14 protein-coding genes are annotated in these 22,035 nt (G+C 73.5%); 3 read left to right on the top strand and 11 right to left on the bottom strand.

Features of this window, described 5'->3' with window-relative positions:
- The first annotated feature begins 103 nt into the window (after positions 1-103).
- Positions 104-1,099, top strand: a complete 996-nt coding sequence (locus ACIP6U_RS40895; protein ID WP_401727832.1) for an anti-sigma factor RsbA family regulatory protein — start codon at positions 104-106, stop codon at positions 1,097-1,099.
- A gap of 39 nt (positions 1,100-1,138) precedes the next feature.
- Here the strand turns inward: ACIP6U_RS40895 and ACIP6U_RS40890 are convergent, their stop codons facing one another.
- The 6 genes from ACIP6U_RS40890 to ACIP6U_RS40865 form a co-directional block, all read right to left on the bottom strand.
- Positions 1,139-2,551 carry a GAF domain-containing protein gene (locus ACIP6U_RS40890; protein WP_401727831.1) on the bottom strand — a complete coding sequence of 471 codons (1,413 nt, stop codon included), beginning with the start codon at positions 2,549-2,551 and terminating at the stop codon, positions 1,139-1,141.
- Positions 2,552-2,586: 35 nt separating this feature from the next.
- Positions 2,587-3,624, bottom strand: coding sequence for a rod shape-determining protein (locus ACIP6U_RS40885; RefSeq protein WP_401727830.1), 1,038 nt, complete (start codon positions 3,622-3,624; stop codon positions 2,587-2,589).
- A 189-nt stretch (positions 3,625-3,813) separates the two neighbouring features.
- Positions 3,814-8,430 carry an SAV_2336 N-terminal domain-related protein gene (locus ACIP6U_RS40880; protein WP_401727829.1) on the bottom strand — a complete coding sequence of 1,539 codons (4,617 nt, stop codon included), beginning with the start codon at positions 8,428-8,430 and terminating at the stop codon, positions 3,814-3,816.
- The gene (locus ACIP6U_RS40875) at positions 8,420-9,439 is read right to left on the bottom strand and encodes an AAA family ATPase (RefSeq protein WP_401727828.1); all 1,020 of its coding nucleotides are present in this window, start codon (positions 9,437-9,439) and stop codon (positions 8,420-8,422) included. Before ACIP6U_RS40875 ends, ACIP6U_RS40880 begins: the two co-directional genes overlap by 11 nt.
- A 69-nt stretch (positions 9,440-9,508) precedes the next feature.
- A complete protein-coding gene (locus ACIP6U_RS40870; protein ID WP_401727827.1) occupies positions 9,509-11,464 on the bottom strand; it encodes a trypsin-like peptidase domain-containing protein in 1,956 nt (651 codons plus the stop codon).
- The gene (locus tag ACIP6U_RS40865) at positions 11,362-11,769 is read right to left on the bottom strand and encodes a CU044_2847 family protein (protein ID WP_401727826.1); all 408 of its coding nucleotides are present in this window, start codon (positions 11,767-11,769) and stop codon (positions 11,362-11,364) included. The genes ACIP6U_RS40870 and ACIP6U_RS40865 overlap by 103 nt, the downstream gene beginning before the upstream one ends.
- Positions 11,770-11,986: 217 nt before the next feature.
- Here ACIP6U_RS40865 and ACIP6U_RS40860 point away from each other — a divergent pair, with 217 nt between their 5' ends.
- Complete coding sequence (locus ACIP6U_RS40860; RefSeq protein ID WP_401727825.1) at positions 11,987-15,607, top strand: S8 family serine peptidase; 3,621 nt, start codon at positions 11,987-11,989, stop codon at positions 15,605-15,607.
- Between the two features lie 17 nt (positions 15,608-15,624).
- Here ACIP6U_RS40860 and ACIP6U_RS40855 read toward each other — a convergent pair whose 3' ends face one another.
- From ACIP6U_RS40855 to ACIP6U_RS40845, 3 genes are read right to left on the bottom strand one after another with little or no spacing between them, the layout of a single operon-like run.
- Positions 15,625-16,971, bottom strand: a complete 1,347-nt coding sequence (locus ACIP6U_RS40855; RefSeq protein WP_401727824.1) for a carboxyl transferase domain-containing protein — start codon at positions 16,969-16,971, stop codon at positions 15,625-15,627.
- Positions 16,964-18,433, bottom strand: coding sequence for an acyl-CoA synthetase (locus ACIP6U_RS40850; protein ID WP_401727823.1), 1,470 nt, complete (start codon positions 18,431-18,433; stop codon positions 16,964-16,966). The genes ACIP6U_RS40855 and ACIP6U_RS40850 overlap by 8 nt, the downstream gene beginning before the upstream one ends.
- A gap of 40 nt (positions 18,434-18,473) precedes the next feature.
- Positions 18,474-19,535 carry a MerR family transcriptional regulator gene (locus ACIP6U_RS40845; RefSeq protein WP_401727862.1) on the bottom strand — a complete coding sequence of 354 codons (1,062 nt, stop codon included), beginning with the start codon at positions 19,533-19,535 and terminating at the stop codon, positions 18,474-18,476.
- A 158-nt stretch (positions 19,536-19,693) separates the two neighbouring features.
- Between ACIP6U_RS40845 and ACIP6U_RS40840 the strand changes: the two genes are divergently transcribed.
- The gene (locus ACIP6U_RS40840) at positions 19,694-20,566 is read left to right on the top strand and encodes a RimK family alpha-L-glutamate ligase (RefSeq protein ID WP_401727822.1); all 873 of its coding nucleotides are present in this window, start codon (positions 19,694-19,696) and stop codon (positions 20,564-20,566) included.
- Here the strand turns inward: ACIP6U_RS40840 and ACIP6U_RS40835 are convergent.
- Together ACIP6U_RS40835 and ACIP6U_RS40830 are read right to left on the bottom strand one after the other, a co-directional pair.
- The gene (locus ACIP6U_RS40835; protein ID WP_401727821.1) at positions 20,532-21,182 is read right to left on the bottom strand and encodes a hypothetical protein; all 651 of its coding nucleotides are present in this window, start codon (positions 21,180-21,182) and stop codon (positions 20,532-20,534) included. The genes ACIP6U_RS40840 and ACIP6U_RS40835 overlap by 35 nt on opposite strands.
- Positions 21,148-22,023 (bottom strand): FkbM family methyltransferase, encoded by an 876-nt coding sequence (locus ACIP6U_RS40830; protein WP_401727820.1) that lies wholly within the window; start codon positions 22,021-22,023, stop codon positions 21,148-21,150. Before ACIP6U_RS40830 ends, ACIP6U_RS40835 begins: the two co-directional genes overlap by 35 nt.
- Positions 22,024-22,035 lie beyond the last annotated feature (12 nt).

The raw sequence follows: 22,035 nt of genomic DNA, 5'->3' as shown, positions 1-22,035 counted from the left end.
TCCGGGATTGACCGGCCGAGTCCGGGGTAGGCGCGCTGTCGTCCAGGTATCGGTAGGGAGGCCGTCCAGACATCAGCGTCCGGAGCATCAGTGGGGAGACGGTGTGGACAGCGGCGTTCGAGACGACGGCGACCGGAGATTCCCGGCCGGGCCGCGCGAGCCTCCCGAACCCCCCTACCCGCCCGGCCCGTTCGCGCATCTCGCCCTGTTCTACCGGGACGAACGCGAGTACCTCGACGGCGTCCTGCCCTTCGTACGGGGCGCGCTCGCGGCCGGTGAGCCCGTCGTGGTGGCGGTGCCCACCGAGAGACTCCGGCTGATCCAGGACGAGTTCGGCACCGACCCCGCGCTGCGCCTCGTCGACATGCGGGAGGCCGGCCGCAACCCCGGCCGGATCATCCCCGGCATACTGCGCGCCTTCGCCGACACCCAGCCCCCCGGCACGCAGGTGCGGATCGTCGGAGAGCCGGTGTGGGCCGACCGCACGGCGACCGAGTACGCGGCCTGCGTCCAGCACGAGGCGCTGATCAACCTCTCCTTCCTGGGCCGCAGGGCGACCGTCATGTGCCCGTACGACATGCGGCACCTCGCCCCGCAGGCCGGCGCCGACATCCGCGCCACCCACCCGGTGATCCTCGACGCCGGCTCCGGACGGGCCCAAGGCAGCGACAGCTACGCCCCCGACGCCGCGCTCGCCCGCTACAACCAGCCCCTCCCGCCCGTGCCGGACGTCCTGGCCCTCGCCTTCGACGCCGAGGCGCTCAGCGAGACCCGGCACCTGGCCACCGACGAGGGCGCCCGGCTCGGTCTGTCGCCCGCCCGACTGCCGGACCTGGCCCTGGCCATCGCCGAACTGACCACCAACAGCGTGCTGCACGGCGGGGGTTCGGGCGCGCTGCGGCTGTGGGCCGAGGACGGGTTCGTGGTCTGCGAGGTACGCGACAAGGGCCACCTCACCGACCCCCTGGCCGGCCGCCGCCCCGCTCCGCGGGCTCGACGCGGCGGACGGGGGCTGCTGCTGGTGAACCTGCTGGCGGATCTCGTACGGCTGCACACGGGGCCTGGGGGGACCACTGTGCGGTGTTGGTTCCGCCGCTGACGGAGTTTCATGGCCGATGGCGTTTGCGGGACCGGGAGTTCACAGCGGTGCCTGCCAACTCACCGTCGTCCCCGTGCTCCCGTCCTTCGTCGGCCCGTCGTCGGAGACCGTCAGGCGTACGGCGTCACGGCCGTCCGGGAGTTTGGTCGTCACGTCGATCACGACCTCCACGTGGGAGACGCCGGGGCGTTGGGTGGCGCCGGTGAGGGCGCGGCGCAGGGCGGTGAGGAGGTGGCCGGCGGTGCGGTCCGGGACGCGGCTGTCCACCGGTCCGGTGAACCGGGTGGAGGGGCTGCGGCCGAGCACGGCGGCGGAGGCGGACGTTTCGCGAAGCACCTTGCCTCGTAGGCCGGTTGGGGCCTCCGCGGGGGGTTGCTGGAGGGCGTAGATCGCGGTGCGGACCTCCTGGATCGTCGACTGGAGTTCGTCGACGGCCCGGCCTAGGGTCGCGTGCACCGCGTCGACGGGCCCCTTGCGCTGGGTGGACTCCAGCATCATGCCGGTGGCGAACAGCCGTTGGACGACCAGGTCGTGCAGGTCGCGGGCGATACGGTCGCGGTCCTCGTAGACGGCGAGGCGGGCGCGCCGGTGCTGGGCGTCGGCCAGGACCAGGGCGAGCGCGGCCTGCGAGGCGAACTGGGTGGCCAGCAGCCGCTCGACGGAGGTGTACGGGCGGTCGCCGCGCGCGCGGGGCAGGGCGAGGGTGCCGATCAGCCGGTCCTCCGCCCGCAGCGGCAGCATCATGCTGGGCCCGAACCGGTGCCGTACATGCGTGGTCATCCTCGGGTCGGTCGCCGAGTCGTCGATGAACACCGGTTCCCCGCCCAGGAGTTGGACCAGGACCGGACTGCCGGGCTCGATGGTGGTGCCGAGGATGTCGCCCGGGTCCTGGTGGGTGGAGGCGGCCACGATCTCCATGCCGCCGTCCTCGGTGGGTTCCAGGATGATCCCGGCGGAGGCGTCGGCGAGGATGCGGGCGCGCTCGGCGACCGTCTCCAGCGCGTCCGCCGCCTGCTCGCCGGTGAGCAGCGCGGTGGTGACGGCCGCGGCCCCCTCGATCCAGCGTTCGCGCTGCCGGGCCGCCTCGTACAGCCGGGCGTTGCCGATCGCGATACCGGCCTGCGCGGCGAGCACGTGCAGCAGTTGCTCGTCCTCCGCGCTGAACGGCACCTCGCCCCGCTTGCCGGCGAGGTGCAGCTCACCGAAGGTCTCCTCGTGCACGTGGATGGGCACGCTGAGGGCCGGGGCGCCGGGGGAGCGCGGGACGGCGTCGCCCGGCGTACGGATCTCGGTCAGACCGTCCTGCCCGGGATTCGTGGTGCCGAGCACCGCGTACCGCGCACCCGTCAGTTCGGCCGCACTGTCCACGATGTGCTGGAGGGTGGTGCGCAGTTCGAGGTCGGTACCCACGCCCAGGACGGCCTCCAGCAGCGGTGGCAGGTGGTCGGTCATGCCGGGTGCCCGGTCGGGGGTGTCTCGTACGGTGCTCAGGTGGCCAGCGGGTCGAGCACCAGCGGCTCGATCTTGCCCTCCAGCATGGCGCCGAGGCCCTGTACGGCACAGACGTCGGGGCGTTCGGCGATGTGCACCGGCATGCCGGTGGCGTGCCGGAGCATCTGGTCGAGACCGGGGAGCAGGGCGCTGCCGCCGACCATCATGATGCCGCGGTCGGCGAGGTCGGCGACCAGGTCGGGCGGGCAGTTGCGCAGCACCCGGCCGATACCGTCGAGCACCGCGGTGAGCGGCGTCTCGATCGCGTCCCGCACGGCGGCGGTGTCGACCTGGACGCAACGGGCCAGGCCGGTGGCGACGTCCCGGCCGTGGATCTCGGTGGACGCCGGGCCCTGGGCGGTGAGGCCGTTGCCGGAGAGGGCGAGCTGGAGCGGCCGTACGGACTGGCTCGGGAGCATCAACTCGTGCTCGTGGCGCAGGTGTTGGACGATCGCGTGGTCGACGGCCTCACCGCCGACCGGGATGCGCTCGGCGGTGACGATCGAGCCGAGGGAGAGCACGGCGACCTGCGTCGCCGCCGCCCCGCACACCATGATCATGGTGGCCTCGGGCCGTTCGACGGGCAGTCCGCAGCCGACGGCGGCGGCGATCAGGGTGTCGACGAGCTCGACGCGGCGCGCGCCGAGCCCGACCAGGGTCTCGATCGCCGCCCGCTGGGCCAGTGGATCGGCGTCGTGCGGGGTGCAGGCCGCGGCCCGCAGGCGGGGCTTGCGGCGCAGATTGCGGCGGATCTTGTCGCCGAGCAGATGCCGCAGCATGCGCTGCGCCATCTCGATGTCGACGACGGTGCCGCCGGAGACGGGGCGGACGACGCGGATGTAGTCCGGGGTGCGGCCGGTCATCTTCTCGGCGAACTCGCCCACGGCGATCAGGGCGCCGGTGCGGGTGTTGATGGCGGCGGCGGAGGGCTGGTCCACGACGAGTCCGGCGCCCTTCACATAGACGCGGGTCCGGGCCGCCCCCAGGTCGACGGCGAAATGGCAGCGGCGCAACTGCTCCAGACTGGCGGTCATGGCTAGGTCCTCCCGAGAGCGCAGACCGTGGGCCGCCGCGGGATGGCGGACCTCGTTCCGTGGGCCGCACCGGGTGGCGGGCCTCACTCGCATCGTGCGGGGGTGGGGGTGGGGGCGCCTTTTGTGGGGGGCCGGGTGGGGTGCGGCTGAATGGGTAATTTGTCGGGAATGTCTCATGTAAGGTCCGCGTTAGCTTCGCTCGGGGCGCTGGCTGTACGCCGTGTCGGCCAGCTCCATGAGCGAGTGGGTCACCACCTGGCAGCCCGCCGCGCGGAGCTCGTCCTCGCCGGTGCGGGTCTCGGCGTAGCCGATGAAGCCGAGCCCCAGTTCGAGTGCCGCGTCCCGTTCCGTGACGGACGAGCTGATCAGCACGGCCCGGGGGGCCGGATCCAGCTCGGGCGCGGTGCGCAGCGAACGGCGCAGACAGTCCAGGTCGGGCATCAGCAACCGCGGATCCCGGGCGCGACCCGTCACGGTGTCCACCGACGATGTCAGCGAGTGGCGCGACAGATGCCGGTCGACGGCGTCCTCGTACACATCGGTGACCACGTGGACACGGCGGCCGGAGGTCCGCAGGGCGACGAGCAGGGCGGTGGCGTAGTCGGTCTGCGGGGAAGAGTGCGCCGCGTGCATTTCGAGCTGGTTGAGGCGGTGGTACAGGATCTCCGCGACGTCGGTGAAGGCGAAGGCGCGCAGCACGTCCAAGGGGTGCCGGAACGACTCCGTCACCGGTCGGCCGCGGTGCTCGGCGATGTCGGCGAGCATGCTGTTCACCGCCTTGCGCGCGGAGTTCGGGGAGAACAGCCTGGTGAGGACGCCGTCGAAGCCGATCAGTACGGTCCGCGCGTTCCGCAGGAGGCCGGCCGGTGAGTCGTCCGCCACCGCCGGCCGGCTTCGAGGCGGCTGCTGGTCGCCCTCCGGGGACAGGCTCGCCGCGAACGACACCGAGAGGCCCGGCACCGGCCACCTGCGCAGCCCGGCGCGCACGGCCTGCTGGGCCGCGCCCGCGCGCCGCAGGGGATGGCGCCGGCTGATGCGGGACGCCTCCTTGAGGAAGTGGTCGAGCAGGAGCGCGGAGACGTTGGCGGTCTCGCCGAGGAAGAAGGCGAGCGGGTCGTCCACGTGCCAGGACAGCTCGACCGCCGTGGTGAACGTGCCGCCGCCCGAACTCGGCAGTGAGACCTCGTAGTCGGCCTGCTGCGTGGTGAGGTCGATCTCGTAGTACGTGGTCAGGCGCGGGGGACGGGTGCCCCAGGGCTGGTGCGGGTTGAGGAGGGTGATCGGGCCGTCCGGGCGGGTGTGGACGATGGCCGTGCGGCCCGCGTCGGGCGGTTCGAGGCGGGCGATGTCGGGCGTGGTGAACGGCCCGCTCACCAGGTCCCGGGATTCCGGCTCCGGCTCCGGGTCGGGTGACGGCAGGTGCAACGGGCGGTACCAGGACAGGGGCTGGGAGTTCGGCGAGCCCATCCGGAACGGTTCGAAGAGGGGGACGGTCGAGGTGCGCGAGAACTCCTCGTGCAGGACGGGGGAGAGGACGACCAGGATGTCGGCCTCGTGGCGCGCGAAGGCGGTCGCCAGATGGCTCGGTACGCCGGACTGGTCGGGGCCCGTGAACCACGGACCGTGCCAGAAGACCACCCGGAACGGCGGCGGGTCCTCCAAGTCGCCGAGCCCCTGCGGGAGTTCACGCAGGACCGCGTCGAGGAGAGGCAGGATGTCCGCCTCGGGTTCGGCCAGGACGACATAGCCGTCGGTGCGGGCCGTCACGTCGTACTCGTGCGGGGTGAGGTCCGGCGACGAGAGCAGCCCGGTCACCGCACGGCCCAAGGCGTGCCGGGCCTGCGGGTGTTCGCTCAGACCGGGCGCGTCGAAGACGATCGTGGGCCGGCCGCGCTCGGGCGAGGCGCGAAGCTCCTGGTACAGCTCGTGCAGGGCGGGGTCGATGGGGTCGCCGTGCTGCCGGGCCCTGACCTCCGCGTAGGACTCGTACGACTCGATGGCCTCCGCGATCCGGCCCATGCCCTTCAGCGCCAGGATGTGCAGCCAGCGGAAGTCCTCCCGGTCCGGGTGTTCCTGGAGGAGGGACGCGAGGTCGCCGGCCGCCTGCTCGAAGTCGCCGAGGTCCAGGTCGAGTCGGGCGCGGGTGGCGCACAGGGTGAGGCGGAGGGTGTGCAGGTGGGCGCGGGTCGCCTTGGCGGCGGGGCCGGGGACGCCGTCGAGGGGCTCGCCGTACCAGAGGTCCAAGGCCTCCTGGATCAGGGCGCGTTCCGTTCGGGGGTCCTGTTCGGGGGTGCGGCGGGCGAGGAGTCGCTCGCAGTGGAGTACGTCGATGTGGGCGGCCGGCGTGCGCAGGGTGTAGCCGTCGGGGGCGGCGGCGAGGATGTCGGGGCCCAGACGGTGCAGCACCTCGGAACAGAACAGGTCGATGCGGCGAGCCGCCTCGCGGGCGTCGGGCGGCTCGTCCCAGATGCCCTCGGCGAGCTTGGCGTAGCTGATCCGCCGGCCCTGCTTGAGCAGGAGCATGCACAGCAGGGCCTGGGCGTCGGCGAGGGGGACCGTGATGTCCGGTTCGTCGGGGAGGCTGATCCGGAGCGGGCCGAGCATCCTGAAGGTCCAGGGTTCGGGGTTGCCCGCCGTCGCGAGCCGTGCGGCCGCCTCCCGGGCGGGCAGGGCCTCGCCGCTGATGTCGGCGATCAGTCGCTCGAACTCGTCGGCCGCCATCACACGTGGCGCCAACTCCCTGATTACCGCCAGGAATTCACGGAAGTCGGAGTCCGCGTCCTTGCCCAGGGACTCCGCACCCAGGGCGAACCTGTCGATCACGACGGTGCCGTCGGGCCGTAGCGTCAGCCCGCCAGGACCCTCCTGTCCACGCACCAGTCCGTGTGCGTGCAGGGCTTCCAAGCCCGCCACTCCCTGGATCGCCAGCCGGGCGAACACCTGGAAGGACAGTCCGGGGCCGCCGCTCTGCTCCAGTTCGGTGAGGGGCACTCCGTCCACGAACTCGGTGACCAGATAGGGGGTTTCGCCCTCGATACCGAAGTCCAGCACCGGCGCGACGTTCGGATGCCGGACATCTGCCAGCGTGCGTGCGGCGGCCAGGAACTCCTCGTGCCTGGTTTCCGGGTACAGGTGGACGGTCACCGGGCGCCCCGCCTGTTCATCCCAGGCACGGCGCTCACCTTCCCGCAGCCGGTACCGCCCCGCGAGCAGCCCCTGATGCTCCCCGCCCAACCGCCGAACCGTCTCCTCCCGAACCGTCGCGATCGCCTCGGCCTCCCGCCCCCCGGCCCGCGCCCGGAACTCCCCGGCCGTCAGCCCCGCCCGCTCGTCGATCAACCCGCCCACCCGGGCCAGGAATTCACGCGTTCGCCCCCGGGCCGTGCGCGGCAGGGACCGCAGCAGCAGATCCCGTACGCCGGGACGGAAGTCGTAGGACCCCGGCGGACCCGGGATCGTGGTGAGCATGCCGCTGAGGATGATCTCGGCGAGGTGCTGGGGGCGCGGGCTGGATTCCAGGGCGTGTTGGACCAGACGCATCACCGGCAGGGACGGGTCGGCCAGGGCGAGGTGGCCGGCCAGGCGGAAGGCCGCCGGGGACGCCGTCGAGCGGAAGTGCAGGACCAGGTCGCGGGGCGGGAGTTCGGCGATGTCGGGGGCCGCGGGCTCGGCCGGTGACGCGGGGCGGGCGGGCAGTCGGGCCGCCGCGCCCGGGGTGTGGGCGCCGCCCGGGGACGCGACCAGCGCGGCCCAGTTGGCGAGCCAGGACGGGCCTGCTTCCAACACCGGGAGGACGGTGTCCATGTGGGGGCCGCGAGGGCTGTCCGGGTCGAAGGGCGTGAAGGCGAGCCGTGCCGTGGGAGCGACCGCCGTCGCGGCGGCGAGCAGGCCCGGCTCGGCGGGCAAGGCCGTTGTGGGCCACAGGTGTTCGGGCAGCGGCTGGAGCACGGACACCGGCATCCGGGCCGCCCACCGGTGCAGGGCCCGGTACCAGCGGTCGCCCGCCGGACCCGGGCGCCACTGCGGGCCCATGCAGTCGCTGACGACGAGGGTGACCGTGCGGCCGTCGGCGGGGTCGGGCACCTGCCGGGCCCGGCCGTCGGGGCCGACCGGGTGCAGGGCGACCGCGCGGAAGATGCCGGACTGGGCGAGCGCGGTGTGCAGTTCACGCACCAGAGGGCGCCAGACCGGCATCGTCGGGCCGGTGTCGTGGACGAGGTTGAGCCGCAGCCAGCGGTCGGGCGCCGGGCGCAGCACGGGCAACCAGGCTTCGGGACGCGCCCCGAGCCGGGCGATGCGGTCGGCGGTGGCGTACTCGTCGAGGACCCGGGCACGGCGCGCGGGCACCTTGCGCTTGAGGGGGCGCAGGGCGCGTTGCAGGGCGAGCGGGTGGTGGAGCATCGGCGGCGCGGGGGCGAGGAAGAGCCCGTCGGTCGTGATGTCCGGAGTGGGGGAAGGGGCCGAAGTCGGTGGCGTGGGTGGCGGTTTGGGGAGGTGCAGGAGGACTCGGCCGTCGGGGGTCGGGGCGGGTGGAGACGACTTGGGGGACGCCGGGGGTACGACGGTGGGGGCGGGACGGGGTGTGGTCGGAGGGTGTGAGGACGCGGTCGGTACCGGGCCCGCACGGTCGGCGCCGTCCCTCTCGTCCGACCCGACCGGAGCCAACTGTCGGGCCAGCCACAGCAGTTCCGCCAGCTCTCGCGGTGTCGGGGTCGTGCCGTCGGGGCCTGCGGCCGTGGCGAGCAGCGCCGTCAGCCGGTCGGTGGCGGAGGAGTTGCCGTCACCCGGCGCCGGATCAGACGCCATCGCCGTCCGCCGCCGCGCTGAGGTACGGCATCAACTGCTCGGCCAGTTCCTCCGGTGAGCCCGCGTCGAGGCCCGCGACGCCGGTCAGGTAGATGGCGTTGAGGAGTTGGTCGGTGGCGAGTTCGCCACGGCCCGAGCGCCGTAGGAAGTCCTCGATCAGGGACACGGCACGGTCGTCCGGGTCGCCGAGGTGGGCGCGGACGATCTCGGTGAGCTGCCCCCGCTCGGGGCGGCGCAGCTTCAGCCGGACGCAACGGCGCAGGAAGGCGGGCGGGAACTCGCGTTCGCCGTTGCTGGTCAGTACGACGAACGGGAACGCGCGGCAGCGGACCAGGCCGTGGTCCACGGTGACCGCCGACTCCGTGCCGTCCGCGAGGACTTCGGCCGTGCCGTCGGCGGAGTGGCGGGCGGCGCGGACCAGTTCGGGGATCTCGTACTGGCCCTCCTCCAGGACGTTCAGCAGGTCGTTGGGCAGGTCGAGGTCGCTCTTGTCGATCTCGTCGACGAGGAGGGCGCGCGGGCGGTCGTAGGGGAGGAGCGCGGTGCCGAGCGGGCCGAGCCGCAGGTGGTCCTCGACCCCGCCGCGCGGCTGCCCGTCGGCCTCCTGGCCGGGGCGGGCCGCGTACAGCCGGGACAGCGGGTCGTACTGGTAGAGGCCGTCGGCGAGGGTGCTGCGGCTGGTGATGTTCCAGCGCAGGACCGGACCGAGGCGCAGCTCGCGCGCCACCGCGTACGCCAGCGAGGACTTGCCGGTGCCGGGCGGTCCCGTGACCAGCAGCGGGCGGCGCAGACACAGCGCCGCGTTCACCAACTGGACGCTCTCCGGGGTCGCCACGTACGTCCGTGCCCGGTGCACCCGGTCCGGAGAGATCGCCGCCGCGTCGTCCCGCTCACCGGGCGGCGGCAGCGCGGGGCCGCCGTCGAACGCGCGCCACGGCGGCGGGGCGGGCAACTCGGCGATCCCGTCGTGCGGTTCGCTGCTGCCGGTGTAGACGGACCAGTGCGGCATGAAACGGATCTCCGGTCTGCGGGCGGGAGGTGCGGTGTTCGGCTCGGTTAAGGACGGTCGGGGTGGTGGTCAGGCCAGGGGGGACCTCGTGTGTACGGCTCCGGCGTGCTCGTCGGTGAAGCAGTGCGGGTCGTCCCACAGCAGTTGGATGTCCCGCGCCCAGTGGTCGTCCTCGGTGTCGGCCTCCTCGCGCAACTCCAGGACCGCACGCGGGAGTTCGACGGGGGAGACGTGCGAGAGGTGGGCGTCGACCACGTCCAGGAACGCCGTGCCGGAACAGTCGCCCGAGCCCGCGCAGCCCGCCTCCCCCTCGCAGCCCCGGCGCGACCACACGATCATCGGGGCCGGCGCGGTGACCGACTCCTCGAAGTGCGCGCGGGTGCGGGCCGTCGGGGACGCGGCGGCGAAACCCGCGAGGCAGGCGTCGGGTTGGCGCATCCGCCGGCGGAGTTTCATGGGGTTGTCGGGACAGTCGCACGCCACGCGCTGCACGGGCGCGTCCTCGTAGGAGCGCAGTCGATCCCACACCCGGGTCAGGACATGCCGTTTGCCGCCCGCGCGCCGGGCGTGATCGGTCACGACGACGGGGTACGTACGGCCGAGCGGGGTCGGATCGTCCGGGGCGCTGCCCCAGCGGTCCACCGGCAGGTCGAGCCGGTCGCGGGGCAGCGCGAACGCGATCAACTCGTCGGCGCCTGGCCGCAGATACGGGAACGCCTCCTCGACGTGGTCCTGCACATAGGCGGGCAGCCGGTCCTCCGCGACCGTGCCCGAGGCGACGAGATGGCGGCGTCGGCCGCTGTACGCGGACACCTCGACCCGGAACACGTCGTTGCCGGCGCCGCTGGGCCGCACCTCCACCAGGATCGGCGACCAGTCGGGCGTCCCGTCGGCCCGGACCGGCACGGTCAGCAGCGCGTCCAGCCGGTCGGCGAACCGCGTGGACGTCCGCGGATCGTCGACCTCGCACAGCACGAACCAGGCCGCCGCCCACAGCGACGCGAACCCCTCGGCCGGCGGCTCGGGGTCGAACTCCCCGGCCGCGTCCCGGTAGAGCCGCACCGGATCGCAGTCCAGGCCGGCCCGGGCGGCCTTCTCCACGAGCCCGCGGAGCCGTGCGCGGGAGGCGTGCGCGGGGACTTCGGCGGGGTCGAGACCGGCGGGGGTGAGGTCGTCGAGGGAGGCGCGGTCGGTGTGAGCGGGAGCAGTGCCATTGCCATGGCCATTGCCATCGGCCTTGGTCGAGTTGAGCCGTGCCCCGGCCTGTGCCCCGGCCCGTGTCCCTGCATTCGGCCCGTGACCGGCCGCCCCGATCCCCTCCCGGAAGGGCACGAGGTCGCTGAGGTCGGGCCAGTAGCGGGCGATGACATGGGTGGGCATCATGCGGCCGGTGCGTACGTCCCGGGCGCGGTCCGCGGCCGTGACCATGCCGACGACCTCGCCGGTCTCCACGAGGATGACCGCGGCACCGCTGAACCCGGCGACCAGCGGCTGGCCGTGCCCGCTCCACGCCACCAGCTGGATCCACTCGTCCATGACCGGGAAGGGCCCCGCCGTGCGGTACTCGGCGAGCGTGCCGTCATCGTCGTACCCCTGCGGGAATCCGTACGCCACCAGCCTGCGGTCGCCGTGCGCCGCGTCGGTCGGGGCGAGCACCGCCGGGGCGATGGCGACCTCGCTCGCCAGCTGGAGGACGGCCAAGTCGCCCCGGTCGGCGCGGAGTCCGGGCCAGCCGCCCCGCGCGACGACCCGCGCGGGGACCGGGTCCGCGCCCGGGTGCTGCGGGAAGGACACGGTCACCGGTGCCCGGTCGCCGTCCTGGACGACGTGCGCGCAGGTCAGCACCTTGTCCGCGGTCACCAGGAAGCCAGCGCCGACCAGTCGGCCGCCGCACTCCACGCGGGCCTGCCACTCACCGGGGATCACGCGGACCCACCGACCTCCCGGTCGGGCGAGGGCGATGGCGAAGGCACCCGCGAGGGCGCGGGCGTCGGCGAGGGCGCGGGCGACTGCGACGGCGACCATGTCAGCTTGACCACCAGATGCCCCTCGGCCGTCCCCTTGGCGATGAACGCGCCCGCCTCGGCGGACAACTTCACTCCGAACTCGATCTCCACACCGTCGGGTTGGAGCGCGCCGTCCCGGAACACCCGCAGCGCCGACTCGGCCGCCGAGCGCACTCCGTCCAACGCGCCCTCGAAGGTGCGCGCCGCCTGGATCGTGCCGTCCTCGCGCCGGCGGCCGATCAGCCGGGAGCCGCGCTCCTCCTCCATGGCCTCGACCGCGACCACGGCGCCGTCGTCCATCTTGAACTCGACCAAACCATCCACGACGCCCCCGTAGTCCACGGCGAACCGATCAACCTCATTGTCCCGGACGGCGTTCGGAGTTGCCCCGGTTTCGACACCCCGTTCGTGCCACCGAGCCCGCTGGCGGAAACCCGCCACCGCACCAACCCGCCACCCCCGCACAACTCTCCCGCACCACAAGCCCCCCGACACTCTTCGCAGCACTCGACGGCGCTCGACGAGACAAAGCGAGGCGTGGATGAGCAGAGGACCAGTCGGACGCGGGGCGACCCTCCTGTCGGCGGGGCTCGTGCTGGCGCTGCTACCGACAGCACCGGCGACCGCACGGGACGGCACCCCGGGCGCCGGTACGGCGGTGGAGGCCGGTTCGGCGGCGGGCGCCGCCCGCACCGTCACCCTCGTGACCGGCGACAAGGTCACCGTCACCGACCTCGGCGGCGGCCGGAAGACGGTCACCGTCGAGCGGCCCAGGGGCGCCACCGGAGCCGTGCGCACCCAGACCGCCGACGGCGAGATCACCGTCGTACCGGACGAGGCGCTGCCGTATCTGCGGGCCGGAACGCTCGATCAACGGCTGTTCGACGTCAGCGAGTTGATACGGCAGGGGCTCACCGACCGGCAGACCGGTGAGCTCCCGCTGATCGTGACGTACAAGAAGGGATCCCGCGCCGTCGTCCCGCGGAGCGCCACGCGGACGCGGGTGCTCGACAGTGTGCGCGGGGCCGCCGTCGAGGCCGACAAGGGGCGGGAGTTCTGGCGGGAGTTCACCCGGCAGGACGGGGTGCGGGGGCTGTGGCTCGACGGGCGGGTCCGTGCGGACATGGCCGAGAGCAACGCGCAGATCGGTACACCGCGGGCGTGGGCGGCCGGGCTGACCGGCAAGGGCGTCACCGTCGCGGTGCTGGACACGGGGGTCGACGTCGGCCATCCCGACCTCGCCGGGCGGGTCTCCGTCAGCAGGAGCTTCATCGAGGGCGAGGAGGTCGCCGACCGCAACGGCCATGGCACGCACGTCACTTCGACCGTCGGCGGCGACGGCGCCGCCTCCGACGGCAAGGAGAAGGGCGTTGCCCCGGACGCCACCCTCGCCGTCGGCAAGGTGCTCAGCGACCAGGGTTCGGGCAGCGAGTCCCAGATCATCGCCGGCATGGAGTGGGCCGCGCGGGACGTGCACGCCAGGATCGTCTCCATGAGTCTGGGGTCCACGGAGCCCAGTGACGGCACCGATCCCATGGCCCAGGCCGTGAACACGCTCACCGAGGAGACCGGCGCCCTCTTCGTCGTCGCGGCCGGCAACACCGGCGCCCCCTCGTCCATCGGCTCGCCCGGCGCCGCCGACTCCGCGCTCACCGTGAGCGCCGTCGACGCGGCCGACCAGGCCGCCTACTTCACCAGCGCGGGCCCGCGCCACGGAGACAACGCCCTCAAGCCCGACCTCTCCGCCCCGGGCGTCGACATCCTCGCCGCCCGCTCCCAACTCGTCGACGGGAGTGGCTCCTACATATCCATGAGCGGTACGTCCATGGCGACGCCCCATGTCGCCGGCGTGGCCGCCCTGCTCGCGCAGGAACACCCCGACTGGACCGGCGCGCAGCTCAAGGACGCGCTGATGTCGACGTCCGCGCAACTCGACGCTTCCGCCTATCAGTTGGGTGCCGGGCGGGTGAGTGTCCCGGCGGCCGTCGAGGCGGACGTCACCGCCACCGGGAGCGCCGATCTCGGCTTCTACAGCTGGCCGTACGAGGACGACGAGCCGGTGAGCAGGGTCGTCACCTACACCAACTCCTCCGGCTCCGACGTCGAGTTGAGCCTCGCCGTGCAGGGCGCCCCGGACGGTGTCGCCACCCTCGCCGACACCCGCCTCACCGTGCCCGCGCACGGCACCGCGTCGACCACCGTGACCGGCGACGGAGCGAAGGCGCCGGTCGGCAACACCAGCGGGCGGATCGTGGCCTCCGTCGCCGGAACTCCCGTCGCGCACACGGCGTTCGGGCTGGTCAAAGAGGAGGAGCGGTACACGCTCACCGTCCACGTCAAGGACCGGGTCGGCGCGGCCACCGCCGCCGACCTCGTGGTGCAGCGGCTCGCCCAGGGCGCGGACCCGTCCTCGGCGTACGTCGACGACACCGGCACGCTGAAGCTGCGGCTCCAGCCGGGGACGTTCAGCATCACCTCCTTCCTCGACGTGCGGGGCAGCCGCGGCGCCGACTCGCTCGGCCTCGGTTTCCTCGCGGCGCCCGAGATCACGCTGGACCGGGACCGTGAAGTCACCCTCGACGGACGGGCGTTGCGGGAGATCAGGGCCGAGGTCGACCGGCGCACCGAGACCCGGCAACTTCTCATGGAGTACGACCGCGAGGCCGGTGGATCCGATCTCTTCGGGGCGGTCCAGGTGCCCGTGAAGTACGACAGCGTCTTCGCGGCGCCCACGAAGAAGGTCACCCAGGGAGGCTTCGAGTACCGGACGGTGTGGCGGCTCGGGAAGCCGTCGCTCCAGGTCAAGGGCGTGCGCGAGGCCGTCGTGCAGCCGGGCGGCACGCTGGTGGAGGGGCGTACGCGGCTGCCGCTCGTGGAGGTCGGGGACGGTCCGATGACGGGTGCGGTGCGGGGCCGGGCGGTGCTCGCGCGGCTCGCCGACGGGGGCGATCCGGTCGCCCTCGCCCGGGCCGCGCAGGACGCGGGCGCCAAGGCGCTGTTCGTGACCGACGACCGTCCCGGGCGGCTCAACGCCTGGTGGGGCGACGACGACGGGGACCGGGCGCTGCAGATCGCCACGGTCGACGTGGCCGATGCGGCCCGGCTCCGCGCGGCCGGACGGGTCGACATGACCGGGACGCGCAACACGCCCTACATGTACGACCTTTCGCAGGGACACGCGGGGGCGATCCCGAACCGCGACCTGACGTACGCGCCGAGCGGGCGTGAACTCGCCGCCGTGGGAGTGAAGTTCCATGCTGCCGAGCCGGTGGGCGGGGGCGAGTTCCGGTACTCGATCACCGGGACCTTCCCCATCGGCATCGGGTTCCAGGAGCGGATCGACTATCCGGACGAGCGGACCGACTACGTGTCCACCGGGCCCGGGCAGCTGTGGCACGAGTCCGTCACCGCGGCCGACGGGGCGTTGGAGGAGCGGAGCGGGCTGGTGCGGTACCGGGGCGGCTCGCGTCCCGCGCTGGACTGGTTCAGGCCGGTCTGGCATCCGTGGCTCGGCACCGGGCTCGGCTGGGGTCAGCAACGCTCCGGCAACCAGCTGCAGTTCAACACGCCCGGCTGGGGCGACTCCGGGCCCGACCACACCGGGTTCGGGGACGTGTGGAGCACGGAGACCGGCATGTCCCAGTACACGGAGGTGTATCTGGACGGCGAGTCGGTCGACCGGTGGCAGGGTTCCGGGGCGTACGCCTGGGACGCGCCGGCCGACGAGCACACGTACAAGGTCGTCACCGACACCGCGCTCGACGCCGACCGGTGGCGGCTGTCCACCAAGGGCCACGCCGAATGGACCTTCCGCTCCGCGGCCACCCCAGACGACCGCTGGACCTTCCTGCCGCTGATCAACCTCTCCTTCGACGTCGACACCGACCTCGCGGGCGACGTGCGGGGTGGGGCGCGGCTGCCCGTCGGGATCCGGGCGGAGTACGTGAAGGGCGCCCCGGACACCGGGACCATCGGCGACGAGAAGCTCGAAGTGTCGTACGACGACGGGAAGTCGTGGCGGCCGGTACGACTCACCGGCACCGGCCACGGCACGCTGACCGTGCCCCGCGACGCCTCGTACATCTCCCTGCGAGCCGCCGCGAGCGACGATCGGGGCGGCTCGGTGACGCAGGAGGTCATACGGGCGGTGGGGGTGAAGTAGGCAGGGGCAGGCAGGTTCTACGGTGCGGGGCGAGTCGGGACCACGCCCCGCACCACTCCCAGCTCCACCAAGTCCTGTGGGCGGAGACTGAGTTGATCGGCCGTGGCCTCCGCCTGGTCCGCCGGGCGTTTGAGGATGGCGGCCGCCATCTCCGGTGCGATGACGGAGAAGTAACTGTCCGGCGTGGCCCAGGTGTTGCCGGGCGCGGCCAGCGCCAGTGCCCCGCCCGAGCCGCCCTCGCCGATCACCAGTGTGGTGACCGGCGTCCGCGCGGACGCCACCGCCGCAAACACCTCCGCGATCGCGGCCCCCGCCCCCTGCCGCTCCGCCTCCGCGTCATTGGCGGCACCCGGGGTGTCCACCAGCGTCAGCACGGGGATACCGAGCCGTCCCGCGAGCCCGATCAGCCTAGCGGCGGTCCGATAGCCCGCCGGACGCGTCGCCGTACCGGTCTGCGCGGCGTACGCGACGGTACGGCCCGCCCGCTCACCGAAGCCGCAGAGCATCCCGGGGTCGGTGCCGCCGCAACGATCACCGGAGAGGTCGGCGCGGTGGGTGAAGTAGGCGTCCAAGTAGGCCTGTGCTCGGGGGCGTTGAGGGGCACGGGCGGCCTGGACGGCGTCCCGGCCGGTGGCGGGGAGCTCGGGGGAGCCGAGGGCGGTGGGCGGGGATGCCGCCTCCGATGACGCCGATGTCAGCAGCCGCAGCCACACCCCCAGCCGCTCCCGCAGCTCCTCCGGCGGCACGATCTCGTCCACCGCGCCCGCCGTCAGCTGGGCCTCCGCCGTGTAGGCCGTCGGGTCGGCGTCCGGCGGGCGGACCCGGGAACCCGCGAAACCGACCTGCGCGCCCGGTACGGCGAGGATCACGTCCGCGCCCGCGCCCAGCGTGGCCCAGCCGCCGCCCGTGGTGGGGTCGCGCAGGACGGCGATCTGGGGGAGGCCCGCCGCTCTGGTGAGCGCCGACTGGTGGGCCACGCGCTGGAGTTGGGTGAGGGCGAGCATACCCTCCTGCATGCGGCTGCCGCCCGTGGCGACCAGGGGGACGACCGGGAGGCGGTGGGTGCGGGCGTGGGCGTACGCCGACTCGATGCGGTCGCCGGTGCGCTCGCCGAGCGAGCCGCCGAGGAAGCCGAACTCGAACGCGATCAGCACGGCCGGCGTGCCCGCGACGCGCGCGGTGCCGCACACCACGGACTCCTGCTCGCCGGTGCGCTCGGCGGCGCGGGCGCGCGAGGCGTCGTAGCCCTGCCAGCCGAGGGGGCCGTCGGGCTTGGACTCCCGTGGTGGGGAGGGGAGTTCGGTGAAGGTCGTGGCGTCGGTGACCAGGGCGAGGATCTCCCGGGCCGAGCGGCGGTCAGTCACGGGTCAGCGCCCGCTTCATGATCTTCCCCATGTCGTTGCGGGGGAGGGCGGAGAGGTGGTGCACGACCCTGGGCCGCTTGTGCGGGGCGAGCCGGCGGGACACATGGTCGGCCAACTCGCTGTCGCTGGGCGGGTTGCGGGGATCCGCCGGCACGATCCACGCCACGATCCGCTCGCCCAGGTCCTCGTCCGGCTCCCCGGTGACCGCCGCCTCCCGCACCCGCGGATGCTCGAGGAGCGCGTTCTCGATCTCGCCCGCCCCGATCTTGTAGCCGCCGCTCTTGATCAGGTCGGTGGCCTTGCGGCCGACGATCCGCACGTATCCGTCGGGCTCGCGCACCGCCATGTCGCCGGTGCGGAACCAGCCGTCGGCCGTGAACGCGGCCTCCGTCGCGTCGGGCCGGTTGAGGTAGCCGGTGAAGAGATTGGGGCCGCGCACCTGGATCTCGCCGACGGTCTCCCCGTCGTACGCGGTGAGTTCGGTGCCGTCCTCCTCCACCAGCCGCAGTTCCACACCCGGCAGCGGTACGCCGACCGTCCCGGCCCGCGCCTCACCGTCCGCCCGCACGCTGGTGTTCATCAGCGTCTCCGTCATCCCGTACCGCTCGACGACCCGGCGTCCGGTCGCGGCCTTGATGCGCTCGTGGTCGTGCACGGGCAGCGCGGCCGAGCCGGAGACCAGCAGCCGCGCCCGCCCCAGCGCCTTCGCCAACTCCGGTTCCTCGGGCAGTGCTTGGGCGATGCGGTGGTACATCGTCGGCACGCCGAACAGCATGGTCGCGCCGTCGTTCAGCTCCCTCGCCACACCCTCGGTGTCGAACCTGCCCAGATGCCGGACGCTGCCGCCGCGCCGCAACGGTCCCAGGATGCCGAGCACCAGCCCGTGCACATGGAACAGCGGCAGCCCGTGCACCAGGACGTCGTCGCCGGTCCACTGCCAGGCGTCGGCGAGCGCGTCGAGGGTGGACGAGATCGCCCGGCGGGGGAGGACCGCGCCCTTGGGCGGACCGGTGGTGCCGGACGTGTAGACGATCAGGGCCGGTTCCTCGTCGCCGGGTTCCTCGTGGACCTCCGTACGATCACCGACGGTGCCCCGCACGTCGACGTCGATGCGTTCCAAGTCCCGTAGCGGCGAAGGAAGTTCGTCGCCGGGCGCGGCCAGCACCAGCGCGGGCGCGCTGTCCCCCAGGATGTGGCCCAGCTCCTTCTCCCCCGACTTCGGGTTGAGCGGCACCGCGGCCACCCCGGCCCGCAGTGCCGCCACGACCGCGACGGCCGTCTCCAGCGTCGGGGTGGCCCAGACGGCGACCCGGACGGTCGAGGCCCGGTCGCCGCCCCTGATCCGGGCCGCCAAGGCGTCCGTCGCCGCCGCCAGTTCCGGGTACGTCAGGGTTCGCTCGCCGAAGGACAGGGCGACCCCGCCATCGGGGGCGGCCAGGGCGGGGAAGAGGGGGGAAGTCACGCGGGGCACTCCTGGGCGGTCGGGGGCATCACCCCCGTTCCTACACCACGTCCGCCACCACACAGCTGATGTTGTCCGGACCGCCGGCCTCGTTCGCCGCGTCGACCAGGGCCCGTACCGCCTCCTCCGGGTCCGCCTGCGCGGTGAGGAGTTCGCGGATCCGGTGCTCGGGGACGACCGCGGTCAGACCGTCGGAGCACAGCAGGTAGCGGTCGCCGCGGTGGGCGTCGTGGAGTTTCAGGTCGGGGGCGCCGGTCGTCAACGCCTTGAGGAGCAGGGCGCGTTGCGGATGGGCGCCGGCCTCCTCCGGTGTCAGCCGGCCCTCGTCGATCAGCGACTGGACCACCGAGTGGTCGTGCGTGATCCGGAAGAGCCCGCCGTCGCGCAGCAGATACGCGCGGGAGTCGCCGATGTGGACCAGGGCCAGCTTCGAGCCCGTCCACAGCAGCGCGGTCAGAGTGGTGCCGTTCTCGCTGGGGTCGGCCACGTCACGGACCGCCTCGGTCGCGCCGCGTACCGCCTCCTCCAGGAGGTTGAGCACATTGCCGGCCGGTACCTCCTCGGTGTCCAGGAAGCGCAGCGCCTCCACGGCCGCGCCGCTCGCGGGGGCGCCCGCCGGGCCGAACCCGTCGGCGACCGCGAGCAGGCGGGTGCCCGCGTACGCGGTGTCCTGGTTGGCGGGGCGGACCCGGCCGCGGTCGGAGTGGGCGGAGTAGCGGAGTTCCAGCATGGTGGTGTCCTTCATGGTGACGTCCCTCGCGGACTGTTCCGACAGGTGGTGGACCATGAACGCGGCGAGGTCCCGCCGTACCGCCGTCTGCGCCTCGACTTCGGCCCAGTACGCGCGGATCTCCCGCGCGGCGGCCGTCGGTTCGAGGGCGCACACCTCACGGATCCGCGCCAGTGGCATGCCGAGCCGGCGCAGCCACGCGACCAGCCGCGCCCGCTCCAGCTGCGCGACCGCGTAGTAGCGGTAGCCCGTGTCGGGGTCCACCCGCGCCGGTCGCAGCAGCTCCAGCTCGTCGTAGAGCCGCAGCGCCTTCGGCGACAGCCTGCACGCCCGTGCGAAGGCCCCGATCGTCAGCATGTCCGTGCCGTTCATGCGCACCTCGACCTCTTCCGGTTCCGTCACCGATGCTGGGGCTTCACCGAAGGGGAAGGTCAAATGGGTTGCCGCGGTTGCGGGGAACGCGGTTAGCCTGCGCGGACGCGCCCCCGCACAGGACCAGGGGCGTCCCGCAACCGGAACGGAGTGCCACCGTGCCCCGCATCGCCCTCGTCACCTTCGACCCCAGCCCCGAACCCAGCCCCGACCGGGACCTCCCGGTGCTGCTGGCGGCGCTGCGCGAGACCGGGGCCGAGGCGGAGGCGGTGTTCTGGGACGACGCCGACGCCGACTGGGCCGGCTACGACCTCGCCGTCATCCGCTCCACCTGGGACTACAGCCGGCGGGCCGCCGAGTACCAGGCCTGGGCCGAGCGCTGCGGCAAGGCCACCCGGCTGGCGAACCCGGCCGAGGTGGTCCGCTGGAACACCGACAAGCGCTACATCGGCGACCTCGCCGCGGCCGGCGTGCCCGTCATCCCCACCCACTACCTCGCGCCGGGCGACGCCCCCGACCTCCCGGACGACCACGAGTACGTCGTCAAGCCGACGTCCGGCGCGGGCTCCCGCTATGCCGCGCGCTACGCGCCGGAGGACCGCGACCGGGCGCTGGGGCACCTCGCGCGCATGCACGAGGAGGGCCTGACGGCGATGGTCCAGCCGTACATGCGGGGCATCGACACGGCCGGCGAGCGGGCCCTGCTGTTCATCGGCGGCACGCTGCTGCACGCCAGCCGCAAGCGGGCCGTCCTGGCCCCGGGCACGGCCTACGACGACGCGCGGACCGCCCACCCGGGCCTGGAGCCGTGGACCGCGACCCCGGCCGAGCGCGCGGTCGCCGAGCGCGCCCTGGCGGCCGTACCGCAGTCGCCCGAGTTGCTGTACGCGCGCGTGGATCTCGTCGACGGGGACGACGGGGAGCCGGTGGTGATGGAGCTGGAGCTGGTCGAGCCGAACTTCTTCCTGTTCCTGCACCCGGACTCGGTGCCGGTGGTCAGGGACGCGATCCTGGCGGCGGCCCGTCGCTGACCGCGGTCCGCTGGAGCAGCCCCCAGGTGAATTCCGCTACGACGTTCCGCCGCACGCCCGCTCCGTCCGGAGCCGCGAACGCCAGCCCCCAGCGGGTCGGCGCGCTGCCCTCCAGGGGGCGGGCGGGGGCGAAGGCGCGGGCGGCCTCGTCGACCGTGCAGGACCAGGGGGTGAGGTCGTCGAGGGTGCGCAAGGGCGGGGGCTCGGCGCCGGGGGCGCGGATCAGCCACTCGTTCCAGACGGCGCCGTTCGGGGCGAGCAGCACCTCGAAGCGCAGGTCGGGCCAGAGGGGGACCGGCCAGAGCAGGGCCTCGCAGTCCAGGTCGCCGATCCTGCGCTCGATCGTCGACTCGGGGGCGCCGAGGATCGAGCGGTAGCGCGACACTGCGCCACGCGCGCGTGGGGAGCGGGCCATCGCCTGCCACCGCTTGTTGGCCTCGCGCATGTCGGCGAGAGAGACGCCCAGCTCACGGCGGGCGTCCTCGACCCGTTCCGGGTTGTGATCGGCCATGCGGCGCAGCAGGACCAGCTGGAAGTCCAGCGGGGTGAAGGGGCGGAAGGAGCCGGACGGTCCGGTCGAGCTACCGGGGCGCTTGGCGGAGGACATGCTCCCCATCGTCGCCCATCACCGATCCGCCCGGACGGCGGCCGTCGGGCAGGAACAGGACCGAGTTGACGTACCGCGGGTGACGGCGGAAGGGCAGTACGCGGCCCAGCAGCCCCTGGGGGACGACGTGCGCGGCGCCTTCCTGGTGCTCCTCCAGCGGGAAGGACGACAGCGGGATCCAGGTGTCGCCGGGCAGGACCCAGCCCTCGTAGCGCAGCAGCGAGAGGTAGGTGACGACCGGACCGATCGGCTGGATCCGGGACTCCAGCTCGACGAAGAGGGCCGGGCGGTCGCGGGAGAGCAGGCCGGTCGCGCCGCGCAGCACCGCCAGCTCGCTGCCGTCCACGTCGACCTTGATGAACCCGACGTCCCGCAGCCGCAGTTGGTCCAGCGTGACGCAGCTGACGTGCAGGGCGTGCGCGTGGATGTCGCGGCGGACCAGGGACGACACCCCCCGGTCGCCCGAGTCGTCGGCCGGGAACCACAGCCGTTGCGTGCCGGCCCGGTCGGTGGCGGCGGCCTGTACGACCCGTACGTTCGCGGGCGCGCCGGCGGCCAGCAGCCGCGCCAGGTGCGGTACCGGCTCGACGGTCACCACCCGTTGCGCCCGCCGCGACAGCCGCCGCGTCCACGGGCCGTACCAGCCGCCGACGTCGACCGCGGTCCCGCAGTCGGCCGGACACAGGTCCCCGAGCCGGGCCAACTCCGGTTCGAAGCGCGGGTACACGGCCCGGGCGGTGGCCGCGACCAGCCGGGTGGGCAGCAGCCGGGCGAGGCGGGCCGCGAGGGTGGGGGCGGGCACGGGAGCGGCGGCGGGCGCCCGCACGGGACTCTCCGATTCATGACTCACTGGACCCTCCGA

The organism is Streptomyces sp. NPDC088794 (genome assembly GCF_044750545.1).
Classification (GTDB): Bacteria; Actinomycetota; Actinomycetes; order Streptomycetales; family Streptomycetaceae; genus Streptomyces.
Note: the sequence above shows the minus strand (reverse complement) of the source record. Positions and strands in the feature narration are given on the sequence as shown.